Genomic DNA, 12,971 nt, shown 5'->3' on the forward strand with positions numbered 1-12,971 from the left:
TTACCGTATCGCCTGGGCCGCAGCACTTTCGGGAAGCTCCTCATCAAAGAGGCGCTGGTAGAATTCGGCGACCGTCTGGCGTTCCAGCTCGTCGCATTTGTTCAGGAAGGTCAGCCGGAAGGCATAGCCCACATTGCGGAAGATTTCCGCGTTCTGCGCCCAGGTGATCACCGTGCGCGGCGACATGACCGTGGACAGATCGCCGTTCATGAAGGCGGTGCGCGTCAGATCGGCGACATGCACCATCTGGCTGATCGTCTTGCGGCCCTTTTCGGTGTTGTAATGCGGGTTCTTGGCCAGAACGATCGCGGTTTCCGCGTCATGCGACAGATAGTTCAGCGTGGCCACCAGGCTCCAGCGGTCCATCTGCGCCTGGTTGATCTGCTGCACCCCGTGATAGAGCCCCGTCGTGTCGCCAAGGCCCACCGTGTTGGCCGTGGCAAACAGGCGGAAGAACGGGTTGGGGGTGATGATTTCATTCTGGTCCAGCAACGTCAGCTTGCCGTCATGTTCCAGAACGCGCTGGATCACGAACATCACGTCGGGGCGGCCCGCGTCATATTCATCGAACACGATCGCGACGGGGTTGCGCAGCGCCCAAGGCAGGATGCCTTCGTGGAATTCGGTCACCTGCTTGCCGTCGCGCAGCTTGATCGCATCCTTGCCGATCAGGTCGATCCGGCTGATGTGGCTGTCCAGGTTCACCCGCACGCAGGGCCAGTTCAGCCGGGCGGCGACCTGTTCGATATGGGTGGATTTGCCGGTGCCGTGATAGCCCTGGATCATCACGCGGCGGTTGTAGGCAAAGCCTGCCAGGATGGCCAGCGTGGTATCGGGGTCGAATTTGTAGGTCGGGTCAAGTTCCGGCACGCGATCGGTGCGTTCGGCAAAGCCCTTCACCTTCATTTCGGTATCGATCCCGAAAATGTCCCTTACGGAGATGTCTTCGGTGGGTTTCGCGTTGTGATCCAGCATGCCGTCCGCCAATTCTATCCGGGTTGTCTTTCGCACGCGCGCCCCGATCGGGCGGCCTGGGAAAGTTGTGGATCATATCGCCCGGGCGTGCAAGGGGAAGGCGGTGGATTGCCGCGTCTGCGCGCCCGGGCTAGGCTTGCGCAGCAACCTATCAGGAGACAGGGCATGAGCGGCCTTCTGGCGTTGTTGGATGACGTGGCGGGCATCGCCAAGGTCGCGGCGGCAAGTATCGATGATGTGGCGGGGCAGGCCGCCAAGGCAGGCGCCAAGGCCGCGGGCGCGGTCATCGACGATGCCGCGGTGACGCCGAAATATGTGCATGGCTTTGCGCCGGCGCGTGAATTGCCGATCGTGGGCAAGATCGCGCTGGGCTCGATCCGCAACAAGCTGCTGATCCTGCTGCCGGCGGCGCTGTTGCTGTCGGCCTTCGCGCCCTGGGCGATCACGCCGCTTTTGATGCTGGGCGGGGGCTATCTGTGCTTTGAGGGGGCGGAAAAGGTCTGGCATCTGTTCCACCCCCATACGCCCCATGCCGATGGCCATGTGGACCCGGTGGGCGACCCGCTGCACCTTGAGGCGGAAAAGGTCGCGGGCGCGGTCAAGACCGATTTCATCCTGTCGGCCGAGATCATGACCATCGCACTGGCGGCGCTGCCCGCGCAGGGGGTGGTGATGCAGGCGGTGACGCTGGCGGTGGTGGCGGTGGGCATCACCGTGGCGGTCTATGGCGGCGTGGCGCTGATCGTGAAGGCCGATGATGTCGGGCTGTGGCTGGCGCGCGTCGGGCGGCTGGCGCCGACCCGCGCGCTGGGGCGCGGCATCGTCGCCTTCATGCCCCATTTCATGAAGGCGCTGATGGTGGTGGGCACGGCGGCGATGATCTGGGTCGGAGGGTCCATCGTGCTGCACGGGCTGGCCGGGCTTGGCTGGCCCGGGCCCTATGACTGGATCCATCATCAGGCCGAGGCGGCCGCTGCGGCCCTGGGCCGCGCGCCCGGCGCGGTGGCCTGGGCGGTTACCGCGCTGTTCGACGGCATCTTCGGCCTGGCGCTGGGGCTGGGGCTGATCCCGGTCGTGGCGCGGCTGATCAACCCGGCGATCCGCGCGGCGCGCGGGCGGTTCGGCCGGGCCTGAGCGGGGGGCAGAAGACAGGAGGGGGAGCGCTGCCCCCACTGCGCCCCCGCATGGCGCGGTGGCGCATTCACCCCCGGAGTATTTTCGCCAAGAAGAAGCGGCCCGGCAGGGGGCGTGATCCGGCCCGGGCCTGCCCGGGTCAGTCCTTGAAGTTGCGGCTGTCCTTGATCTGATCCCAGGCCCAGACGACCTGTTGCAGCATCTCTTCCTGGCTGCGGTCGCCGCCGTTCATGTCGGGGTGCAACACCTTGATCAGCGCCTTGTAAAGCTTGCGGATCTCAGGCTTGGTCATGCTGTCCCTGGCATCCAGGATATCCAGCGCGCGCCGTTCGGTGGGCGGCAGTTTGCGCCCCACGACCTGGCGGCCCGGGTTTTGCGTGGCATTGGCGCCCAGTATTTCCATCGGGTCGGAAATGCCGTGCCGCGCCCAGCCGCGCGCTTCGTCATTGGCGCGGTTGAAGGGGCGGGTGGGCCGTTCCCAGACCGTGGCATTGTCGAGAAAGGCCTGGAATTCCGCCTCGGACTGGCCCTGGAAATAGTTCCAGTTCAGGTTGTATTCGCGCACATGATCCTTGCAGAACCAGTAGTAGTCATCCAGCACCTTGGGGCTTTTGGGCGCGCGATACTGGCCGGGCTCATTGCAGCCTTCCTTGTCGCAGACGCGGGTCGAGGTGTCGAACGCGCCCGACATCCCGCGCTTGCCCTTCTGGCGGCGCTTCTTGTCGGAGGCGGCGGAGATATCGAATCCGAAGGGGTCGTTTCTGCTCATCATGCGTCTCTTGTGCCGGGCCTGTTGACCAGCCGGTGCGACTCGGGCCACAGAGTTTAGGGGTTTTCACGGGGGGCGAAAGGGGGCGTGGCGGAAAAATGCCGGTGGTGGATGAGATAAGGGCGCGGCTTGCGCAATTCCAGCCCGACAGGCTGGAGGTGATCGATGAAAGCGCGCGCCATGCGGGCCATGCCGGCGCCCGGCCCGAGGGGGAAAGCCACTTCCGGGTGCGCATCGCCGCTGCCGCCTTTGCGCCGATGTCGCGGCTGGCGCGGCACCGGGCGATCCATGCGGCGCTGGGGCCGGAGCTGCTGGCCCGCATCCACGCGCTGGCGCTGGAGATTGAGGATTAGCGCCTACGCCCCGCTGGCCGCGGCCGGGCCCAGCCGCGGGGCGGCGCCTTCGGGCGTTTCGGCCAGCAGACGGCGGGCCTTGGGTTCGTCTGATGTCCCTTCTGCCGGGGGCGCCTCGGCCCGCTCGGGGGCGGGCAGCGCCAGGCCCAGGTCTGCCCCCGCTGCAACCGCGCGGCGGAACACCAGAAGGTTGTGATAGACCGTGGTCTTCGAGGTCAGGCCGCTGCGTTCCTCGGCCGGCAGGGTATCGGCGCGCAGATATTCCCAGCCCTCGCGCGCCATGTCGTTCATCGCGCGGGCCAGGGCATGGGCAAAGCGTTCCGCCCCGGTCTTCAGGCCACGGTCCTTTTCACCCTTCGCGGGGGCCGGGATCACCCGGTATTCATATTGCTGCATCGGCACACCTCTTGTTCCGGGCCGTTCTAACCGGGCCCGCCCCGCGGTCAATTGACGATGCGGTGAGCCGGGACTGGGGCCGTTACAGCCCCAGCTTCTTCGCCACGATTTCGTTCACCGCCGCCGGATTGGCCTTGCCGCCCGAGGCCTTGATCACCTGGCCGGTGAACCAGCCTGCCAGTTTCGGGTTGGCCTTGGCCTTTTCCACCTGCGCGGGGTTGGCGGCGATGATGTCATCCACCGCCTTCTCGATCGCGGACAGGTCGGTGACCTGCTTCATGCCGCGCGCCTCGACGATGGCCGCCGGGTCGCCGCCTTCGGTCCAGACGATTTCAAACAGATCCTTGGCAATCTTGCCCGAAATGTCGCCCGCCTTGATCAGCGCGATGATGCCGCCCAGTTGCGCGGGCGTCACGGGGCTGTCGCCGATTTCATGGCCTTCCTTCTTCAGTCGGCCGAACAGTTCATTGATGACCCAGTTCGCCGCCAGCTTGCCATCGCCACAGGCTGCCACGACCGCTTCGAAGAAGTCGGCATTCTCGACCTCGGCGGTCAGAACACCCGCGTCATATTCCGAAAGCCCCAGATCGCTGACGAACCGCGCCTTCTTTTCATCGGGCAGTTCGGGCATCGAGGCGGCGATGTCATCGACCCAGGCCTGTTCGATTTCCAGCGGCAGCAGGTCAGGGCAGGGGAAGTAGCGATAGTCATGCGCCTCTTCCTTGGACCGCATGCTGCGCGTTTCGCCCTTGTCGGGGTCATACAGGCGCGTTTCCTGCACCACGGTGCCGCCATCCTCGACAATGGCGATCTGGCGGCGGGCTTCATATTCGATCGCCTGCTGGATGAAGCGCATCGAGTTCATGTTCTTGATCTCGCAGCGCGTGCCCAGATGGCCGAAATCGCCGGTTTCCTGCCAGCGTTCATAGGCGCCGGGGCGGCAGACCGAGACGTTGACATCGCAGCGCAGGTTGCCGTTTTGCATGTTGCCATCGCAGGTGCCAAGGTAGCGCAGGATCTGGCGCAGCTTTGCCACATAGGCGGCGGCTTCCTCGGGGCCACGGATGTCGGGGCGGCTGACGATCTCCATCAGCGCGACGCCCGTGCGGTTGAGGTCGACGAAGGACATGTTCGGGTCCATGTCGTGGATCGACTTGCCCGCGTCCTGTTCCAGGTGGATACGCTCGATCCGCACACGGCGCGCCACGCCCGGGCCCATGTCCACGATGATCTCGCCCTCGCCCACGATAGGGTGGTAAAGCTGGCTGATCTGATAGCCCTGCGGCAGGTCGGGGTAGAAATAGTTCTTGCGGTCAAAGGCCGAGGTCAGATTGATCTGCGCCTTCAGCCCCAGCCCGGTGCGCACCGCCTGGGCCACGCAGAATTCGTTGATGACCGGCAGCATCCCGGGCATCGCGGCATCGACGAAGGCGACGTTGGAATTCGGCTCTGCCCCGAAGGTGGTCGAGGCGCCCGAAAACAGCTTGGCGTTCGAGGCGACCTGCGCATGGACCTCAAGGCCGATCACCAGTTCCCAATCGGCCTTGGCGCCGGCGATCACTTTGGGTTCGGGGGCTTTGTAGGCAAGATGATCAAGCATGGGTCACGTCCTTCCTTGGCGGGCTTTCGCCTTCTAGGCCAGGGGCGCGGGCGGGGCAAGCCTTCGGGAAAGACCTCCGGCGCCGGTTCCCCGGGCTGGCCGCGGAGCCTGAGTATTTTTGCCAAGAAGAAGCCCATGCGCTTTCATCTTGCCGCAAATACCTCGGGGGTCCGGGGGCAGCGCCCCCGGCGCGGGCCGCGTGTGTCCGTTCACCCCAGAAGCCGCACGGTCATTTCCCGCAGATCGCGGCTCAGGTCCGGGGTGGCGGCGATGCGGGTCAGCGCGGCGCGGGCCAGCGCGCGGCGCGATGCGTCATGGCGCGCCCAGGTTTCAAAGGCGGTGGACATGCGCGCGGCGGTTTGCGGGTTCACCGGATCCAGCCGGATCAGCCAGTCGGCATAGAAGGCATATCCCGCGCCCGAGGCGTGGTGAAAGCCTGCGTGGTTGGCCGCAAGCCCGCCCAGCAACGCGCGGAAGCGGTTGGGGTTCTTCCAGTCGAAGGCAGGGTCGCGGGCCAGCGTTGCGGCCAGTTCCGGGGCCTTTTCTGGCGGGCAATGGGCCAGTTGCACCATGAACCATTTGTCCATGACCAGCCGGTCGCTTTCCCATCGTCTGCGGAAGGCGGCAAGCGCCTCGGCGCCGCGGCCCGCCTCGATCAGGCAGGTTAGCGCGCCCAGCGACTCGGTCATGTTGCGGGCCTGGGCGAACAGCGACTGCGCCCGCGCGCCGTCGTCGCGGCGCGACAGCAGCGACAGGCAGGCCAGTCGCAGCGCGCGTTGGCCCGCGGGGGCGGCCTCGGGCGAATAGGGGCCGGGCACCTCCATCTGCCGATAGATCCGATCCAGCAGCGGCTCATGCCGGTCGGCCAGCGCGCGGGCCAGGGCCAGGCGCGCGGTGTGGATCGCATCGGGGTCGGGGGTCTGGCCCGCCTCATGCAGGGCCTGGGCGATTTCCTCGGCGCCGGGCAGGCGCAGCACCAGCGCGCGGAAGGCGGGATCGGCGGTTTCATCGCCCAGCACATGGCCCACGGCATCAAGATGCGCCGGGTCGGGCGCGTCGCCCGTGGCCATCGCCATCAGCGCCCGGCGCGCAAGGCCGCGGCCCGCTTCCCAGCGGTTGAAGGGGTCGGTGTCATGGGCCAGCAGAAAGGCCTGTTCGGCCGGATCTGTGTCGCGGTCCAGCACCACGGGGGCCGAAAAGCCCCGCAGGATTGACGGCACCGGGCGCGCGCCAAGGCCGGGGAAGGTGAAACTTTGTCGGCCTTCGGTCATTTCCAGAACCTGCGTCGGCATCATCTCGTCCCCGTTGGGCGAGAGCAACCCGACGGCAATCGGGATCACGCGCGGGGGCTTGTCGGGCTGGCCGGGCGTGGGGGGCGTGGATTGCGTGAAGGTCAGGGTATAGGTGCCATCGGCCCAATCCTCGGTCACGCGCAGGCGCGGGGTGCCGGCATCGGTATACCAACGCTTGAACTGGGTCAGATCGCGGCCGGTCGCATCCTCAAAGACCTTCAGCCAGTCTTCGATCGTGCAGGCCTGCCCGTCGTGGCGGGTAAAATAGAGGTCAAGCGCCCGGGCATAGCCATCATCGCCCACCAGACGTTTCAGCATGCCCACCACCTCGGCGCCCTTTTCATAGATGGTGGCGGTGTAGAAATTGTTGATCTCACGATAATGTTCGGGGCGGACGGGATGGGCCAGCGGGCCCTGATCCTCGCGGAACTGGCGGGCGCGCAGGGCCATCACATCCTCGATCCGCTTGACCGGGCCCAGGCGCATGTCGGCGGTGAACTGCTGGTCGCGGAACACCGTCAGCCCTTCCTTCAGGCACAGCTGGAACCAGTCGCGGCAGGTGATGCGGTTGCCGGTCCAGTTGTGGAAATATTCATGCGCGATGATACCCTCGATCCGTTCGAAATCGGCGTCTGTCGCGGTTTCGGGGCTGGCCAGAACCCATTTCGAGTTGAAGATGTTCAGCCCCTTGTTTTCCATCGCGCCCATGTTGAAATCATCGACGGCGACGATGTTGAACACGTCCAGATCGTATGCGCGGCCATAGGCGGTTTCATCCCAGCGCATGGACCGTTTCAGCGCCTGCATCGCGAAACCGCAGCGGTCCTGATCGCCGGGGCGGACCCAGATGTTCAGCGCGACCTCGCGCCCCGACATCGTGGTGAAGCGGTCGGACTGCGCCACCAGATCGCCCGCGACCAGCGCGAACAGATAGGCGGGCTTGGGCCAGGGGTCGTCCCATTCGGCCCATCCCGCGCCTTGCCCCACCGGGTTGCCGTTCGACAAAAGCACCGGCAGCTCGCTTTCGATGCGCACGTGAAAGCGGGCCATCACATCGGGGCGGTCGGGGTAGAAGGTGATCTTGCGGAAGCCCTCGGCCTCGCACTGGGTGCAATACATGCCGCGCGACATATACAGGCCTTCCAGCGCGGTGTTGCCCTCGGGTGCGATCTCGACCTCGGTTTCCAGGGTGAAGGGGACATCGGGCAGGGCGGCGGGGTGGATCGTCAGGGCGGTGTCGGTTAGCCGGTAATCGGCCGGCGTCAGCGGCACGCCATCAACCGCCGCCGAGATCAGGCGCAGCCCCTCGCCATCCAGCACCATCGCCTGACCGCTGCCCCGGGGCGCCAGCTGCAGCCGGGCGCGGACGCGGGTCGCCGTGGGGTGCAGGCGAAACTGCAGATGGACCTGATCCAGGCGGAACGGCCAGGGCGCGTAATCGGCCAGACGGGTCGGGGCGGCGGGGGTGGTGTCCATCAAGGGCTCCTGCAGGGTGGTTCGGGCGAACCGGGTCGCGGCGGCGCAGGTTAGGGCGATCATCGGCGGGGTTCAACCGCCGCACCGCCCGCGCGCCGCGTGGCGCCCTGGCTTGGGCCGGGCGGCGGGCTGCGCTATGATGCGGGCGGACCGGCGGGTATCCGCGGCGCAATCCCGGCCCAACTGGTAAAGTATCTTGACCGATTTTGCGCAAACCGCCATTAGAGTACGGCAATCGCCCCGGATCGGGGCCGAAACGGGAGAGCAAGCATGAGCGAACGTATCGCGCGTGAGGCATTGTCGGTCGATCCGCAGCTGGTCGAATTCATCGAAGCCGCGGCGCTTCCGGGCACCGGGGTCAGCGCCGGGGCCTTCTGGAAGGGCTTTTCGGACATCGTGCGCGATCTGGCGCCGAAGAACCGGGCGTTCCTGGCCAAGCGGGAAGAGATTCAGGCCCAGATCGACGCCTGGCATCTGGCCCGGCGCGGCCAGCCGCATGATGCCGCCGCCTACAAGGCCTTCCTGACCGAGATCGGCTATCTGCTGCCCGAGGGCCCCGATTTCACCATCGAAACCGGCCCGACCGATCCCGAATTCGCCACCCAATGCGGCCCGCAGCTGGTGGTGCCGATCATGAACGCGCGCTATGCGCTGAATGCCGCCAATGCGCGCTGGGGCAGCCTGTATGATGCGCTTTACGGCACCGATGCGCTGGGCGATCTGCCCGCGGGCGGGGGTTTTGATCCGGCGCGCGGGGCGCGGGTGATTGCCTGGGCCAAGGCCTTCCTGGATGAGGTCGCGCCGCTGGCCAGCGGGTCCTGGGCCGATGTGACCGCGATTGCGGTGCGCGATGGCGGGCTTGTCGTCACCGCGCAGGGGGAAGCGGGGCTGAAGACGCCCGCGCAATTCGCAGGCTATCAGGGCACGGCAGAGGCGCCGACCGCGATCCTTTTGAAGAACAACGACCTGCACATCATTGTTGATGTGAACGCCGATCATCCGATCGGGCGCACCGATCCCGCCCATATCGCGGATATCCGGCTTGAATCCGCGCTGTCCTCGATCATGGATTGCGAGGATTCGGTGGCCGCGGTCGATGCCGCCGACAAGGTGCTGGCCTATTCCAACTGGCTGGGCCTGATGAAGGGCGATCTGGCCGAACAGGTGGAAAAGGGCGGCAAGACCTTTACTAGGGCGCTGGCCCCCGATCTGGCCTTCACTGCGCCCGATGGCGGGCCCGTCACGCTGAAGGGCCGCGCGCTGATGCTGGTGCGCAACGTGGGCCATCTGATGACCAACCCCGCGATCCTGGATGCCGAGGGGCGCGAAATTCCCGAAGGGCTGATGGATGCGATGGTCACCACGCTGTGCGCCATGCATGACCTGCGCAAGGCCGGGGGCGCGCGCAATTCCACCACCGGGTCGGTCTATGTGGTGAAACCCAAGATGCACGGCCCCGAAGAGGTCGCCTTTGCCAGCGAAATCTTTGACCGGGTCGAGGCGGTTCTGGGCCTGCCGCGTTACACCGTCAAGCTGGGCATCATGGATGAGGAACGCCGCACCAGCGCCAACCTGAAGGAATGCATCCGCGCGGCCAAGCATCGCGTGGCCTTTATCAACACCGGCTTCCTGGATCGGACGGGGGATGAGATTCACACCTCGATGGAAGCCGGGCCGATGCTGCGCAAGGGCGAGATGAAATCGCAGCCCTGGATTTCCGCCTATGAAGACCGCAACGTCGATATCGGCCTGGCCTGCGGGCTGGCGGGCAAAGCCCAGATTGGCAAGGGGATGTGGGCGATGCCCGACCGCATGGCCGAGATGCTGGAGGCCAAGATCGGCCATCCGCGCGCCGGCGCCAACTGCGCCTGGGTGCCCAGCCCGACGGCGGCGACGCTGCATGCCACGCATTACCACAAGGTCGACGTCAAGGCCCGCCAGGCCGAGATCGCGGCGCTGAACCGCCCCGCGCGGCTGGATGACCTGCTGACGATCCCGCTGGCCACCGGCAAGAACTATTCCGACGCCGAGATCACCGATGAGGTCGAGAACAACGCGCAGGGCATCCTGGGCTATGTCGTGCGCTGGGTCGATCAGGGGGTGGGCTGTTCCAAGGTGCTCGACATCCATGACGTGGGCCTGATGGAAGATCGCGCGACCTGCCGGATCAGCTCGCAGGCGCTGGCGAACTGGCTGCATCATGGCGTGGTCACCGAAGGCCGCGTGATGGAGGCGATGCGCAAGATGGCCGCCGTCGTCGACCGCCAGAACGAGGGTGACCCGGCCTATCGGCCGATGGCGCCGGGCTTTGACGGCTTGGCCTTCCAGGCGGCCTGTGATCTGGTGTTCCTGGGGCGGGTGCAGCCCTCGGGCTATACCGAACCGGTGCTGCACCAGCGCCGCGCCCAGGTGAAGGAAGGGAACTGACATGGCACTGACTTTGGAAGCCGCCAAGCGGATCATCGACGTGGCAATGGCCCATGGCCGCGAAGCCGGCTGGAAGCCGCTGTCGGTCGTGGTGCTGGATGCGGGCGGTCACCCGATCGCCTTTGAACGCGGCAATGGCGCCAGCCCCGGCCGGTTCGAGATCGCGCGCGCCAAGGCCTATGGGTCGATCATGCTGGGCATGGGCGGCAAGGCACAGATGGCGCGGGCAGAATCGCAGGCCTATTTCATGGCGGCGGTGAACGGCGCCTTTGGCGGCCAGGTGATGCCGGTGCCGGGCGGGGTTCTGGTGCGTGATGGCGCGGGCGCGGTGATCGGCGCGGTGGGCGTCACGGGCGATACGTCAGACAACGATGCCGCGGCGGCGCTGGCCGGGATCGAGGCGGCGGGGCTGGCAGGCGAGGCTTGATCTGCCCTGACGGTCGCATTTCATGATGCCGCGCGCAGGCCCTGTGCGCGGCATCCCCTTTTCAGGCGCCTGCGCGGCGCTTAGGCTTGCGCAAAGCCTGGGGGAAAACCATGTCCAGACCCGTTGTCGGCATCATCGGCAATGCCCATGAACTTAATGACCGTTACCCGGTGCATGCCGGGGGCACGATGAATTCCGAGGCGGTGGCGCAGGTGGCCGATTGCGTGCCGCTGGTGATCCCCGCCGATCCGCGGCTGGTCCGGGTCGAAGACCTGTTGGAGGTCTGTGACGGCTTCCTGCTGACGGGGGGGCGGCCCAATGTGCATCCGTCCGAATACGGGCAGGAAGAAACCCCCGCGCATGGCGCCTTTGACCGGGCGCGCGATGCGGTGGCGCTGCCCCTGATCCGGGCCTGCGTGGACCGTGGCCAGCCGATCTTTGGCATCTGCCGGGGCTTCCAAGAGGTGAACGTGGCCATGGGTGGCACGCTGCACCCCGAAATCCGCGACCTGCCGGGGCGGATGAACCACCGCATGCCGCCCGAAGGCACGCTTGAGGAAAGCTTTGCCCTGCGCCACATCGTGCGCCTGACCGAGGGCGGGCGCTTTCATCAGGTCTTGGGCGCGACCGAGGTGATGACCAACACCCTGCACGGGCAGGGGATCTGTCAGCCCGGGCCCCGGATCGTGATCGAAGGCCGGGCCGAGGATGGCACGCCCGAGGCGATCCATGTCGCGGATGCGCCGGGATTTACCCTGTCGGTGCAGTGGCATCCCGAATGGAATGCCGCCGATGACCCGGTTTCGCGGCCGCTGTTCCGGGCCTTTGGCGATGCGGTCCGCGCCTGGGCGGCGGCGGCGCGGCGCGTCAGGTGACGGCCGCGCGTTCGCGGTATTCGGGCCGGTCCCACAGCCGCTCGCGCATCACCGTAGCCAGCACGGCGACGGCGCGGTCGATCTCGGCCGTGCCGATGTAAAGCGGGGTGATCCCGAAGCGCAGGATGTCGGGGGCGCGGAAATCGCCCACCACCCCGCGCGCGATCAGCGCCTGCATGATGGCATAGCCTTCGGGATGGGCAAAGCTGACCTGGCTGCCCCGGATCGCCGGATCGCGGGGGGTCACAAGGCGCAGATCGGGGCAGGCGGCCAAGACGCCCTGGATGAAGCGATCCGCCAGCGTAAGCGAGGCCGCGCGGATATCGGCCATCGCCACCCCGTCCCAGACATCCAGTGCCGCATCCAGCGCCGCCAGTTGCAGGATCGGCGGCGTGCCCACCCGCATCCGCTCGACCCCCGCGCCGGGCCGGTAGGACAGGTCAAAGGCAAACGGTGCGGCATGGCCCAGCCAGCCCGACAGCGCGGGCACCGCCCGATCCGCATGGCGCGGGGCGACATAGATGAAGGCCGGGCCACCGGGGCCGGAATTGAGGTATTTATAGGTGCAGCCCACCGCGAAATCCGCCCCCGCGCCGGCCAAATCGACCGGGAAGGCACCGGCAGAATGGGCCAGATCCCAGACCGCGATGGCGCCGGCCGCATGGGCCCGCGCGGTCAGCGCTGCCATGTCATGGCGCCGCCCGGTGCGGTAATCGACCTCGGTCAGCATCAGCACCGCCACCGTGTCGTCGATTGCGTCTGCCACATCCTCGGGCGCCACGACCTTCAGCCGGTAATCGGCGCCCAGCGTCCGGCACAGCCCCTCGGCCATGTACAGATCGGTGGGGAAATTGCCGTTGTCCGACAGGATCACCCGCCGGGCCGGGTTCATGTCCAGGCCTGCGGCGATCGCCTGATAGACCTTGATCGACAGCGTGTCGCCCATCACCACGCTGCCCGGTTCCGCCCCGATCAGCCGCGCCACCCGGTCGCCCACGCGGCGCGGCATCGCCATCCAGTCCGCCTTGTTCCAGGCCGAAATCAGCATCCCGCCCCATTCGTCGCGGATCGTGCGCGCGACGCGGTCCGGCACCGCCCGGGGCAGGGGGCCAAGCGAATTGCCATCCAGATAGACCATTCCTTCGGGCAGGTCGAACAGGGCGCGGGTTGCGGTGAAATCGGTTGTCATCATGTTCCTCCGTCAGGGGGGCAGAGTGTCGCGCCCGCCGGGGTTTGGCAAGCACTTG

The 12,971-nt window shown here is 66.7% G+C and carries 11 protein-coding genes; 5 read left to right on the top strand and 6 right to left on the bottom strand.

The window, feature by feature from the left end:
• Window positions 1-987, bottom strand: a complete 987-nt coding sequence (gene cobS, locus MXB90_RS05015; protein WP_250041920.1) for a cobaltochelatase subunit CobS — start codon at window positions 985-987, stop codon at window positions 1-3.
• Window positions 988-1,140: 153 nt separating this feature from the next.
• Here cobS and MXB90_RS05020 point away from each other — a divergent pair, with 153 nt between their 5' ends.
• Window positions 1,141-2,109 carry a DUF808 domain-containing protein gene (locus tag MXB90_RS05020; RefSeq protein ID WP_250041870.1) on the top strand — a complete coding sequence of 323 codons (969 nt, stop codon included), beginning with the start codon at window positions 1,141-1,143 and terminating at the stop codon, window positions 2,107-2,109.
• Between the two features lie 139 nt (window positions 2,110-2,248).
• On the opposite strand, the gene MXB90_RS05025 is transcribed toward MXB90_RS05020, so the two are convergent.
• Window positions 2,249-2,878 (bottom strand): J domain-containing protein, encoded by a 630-nt coding sequence (locus tag MXB90_RS05025; protein WP_250041872.1) that lies wholly within the window; start codon window positions 2,876-2,878, stop codon window positions 2,249-2,251.
• A gap of 98 nt (window positions 2,879-2,976) precedes the next feature.
• Here MXB90_RS05025 and MXB90_RS05030 point away from each other — a divergent pair, with 98 nt between their 5' ends.
• Entirely contained in the window at window positions 2,977-3,231 is a 255-nt protein-coding gene (locus tag MXB90_RS05030) for a BolA family protein (RefSeq protein ID WP_250041874.1), read from the top strand.
• A gap of 3 nt (window positions 3,232-3,234) precedes the next feature.
• On the opposite strand, the gene MXB90_RS05035 is transcribed toward MXB90_RS05030, so the two are convergent.
• The 3 genes from MXB90_RS05035 to pepN all read right to left on the bottom strand — a co-directional run bounded on the left by MXB90_RS05035 (window position 3,235) and on the right by pepN (window position 7,995).
• Window positions 3,235-3,627, bottom strand: coding sequence for a DUF4177 domain-containing protein (locus tag MXB90_RS05035; RefSeq protein WP_250041876.1), 393 nt, complete (start codon window positions 3,625-3,627; stop codon window positions 3,235-3,237).
• An 82-nt stretch (window positions 3,628-3,709) separates the two neighbouring features.
• Window positions 3,710-5,227, bottom strand: a complete 1,518-nt coding sequence (gene gatB, locus MXB90_RS05040) for an Asp-tRNA(Asn)/Glu-tRNA(Gln) amidotransferase subunit GatB (RefSeq protein ID WP_250041878.1) — start codon at window positions 5,225-5,227, stop codon at window positions 3,710-3,712.
• Window positions 5,228-5,436: 209 nt separating this feature from the next.
• Entirely contained in the window at window positions 5,437-7,995 is a 2,559-nt protein-coding gene (pepN, locus tag MXB90_RS05045) for an aminopeptidase N (protein ID WP_250041879.1), read from the bottom strand.
• A gap of 270 nt (window positions 7,996-8,265) precedes the next feature.
• Here pepN and MXB90_RS05050 point away from each other — a divergent pair, with 270 nt between their 5' ends.
• The 3 genes from MXB90_RS05050 to MXB90_RS05060 all read left to right on the top strand — a co-directional run bounded on the left by MXB90_RS05050 (window position 8,266) and on the right by MXB90_RS05060 (window position 11,724).
• Complete coding sequence (locus tag MXB90_RS05050) at window positions 8,266-10,422, top strand: malate synthase G (RefSeq protein WP_250041882.1); 2,157 nt, start codon at window positions 8,266-8,268, stop codon at window positions 10,420-10,422.
• Window position 10,423: 1 nt separating this feature from the next.
• Entirely contained in the window at window positions 10,424-10,849 is a 426-nt protein-coding gene (locus MXB90_RS05055) for a GlcG/HbpS family heme-binding protein (protein WP_250041884.1), read from the top strand.
• Window positions 10,850-10,959: 110 nt separating this feature from the next.
• On the top strand, window positions 10,960-11,724 hold the full coding sequence (locus tag MXB90_RS05060) for a gamma-glutamyl-gamma-aminobutyrate hydrolase family protein (protein WP_250041885.1): 765 nt from the start codon (window positions 10,960-10,962) through the stop codon (window positions 11,722-11,724).
• Here MXB90_RS05060 and kynU read toward each other — a convergent pair.
• Window positions 11,717-12,913 (bottom strand): kynureninase, encoded by a 1,197-nt coding sequence (gene kynU / locus MXB90_RS05065; protein WP_250041886.1) that lies wholly within the window; start codon window positions 12,911-12,913, stop codon window positions 11,717-11,719. The genes MXB90_RS05060 and kynU overlap by 8 nt on opposite strands.
• Between the last annotated feature and the right edge of the window lie 58 nt (window positions 12,914-12,971).

Source organism: Phaeovulum molybdatiresistens, assembly GCF_023544865.1.
In the GTDB taxonomy this organism is placed as follows: Bacteria; Pseudomonadota; Alphaproteobacteria; order Rhodobacterales; family Rhodobacteraceae; genus Pontitalea.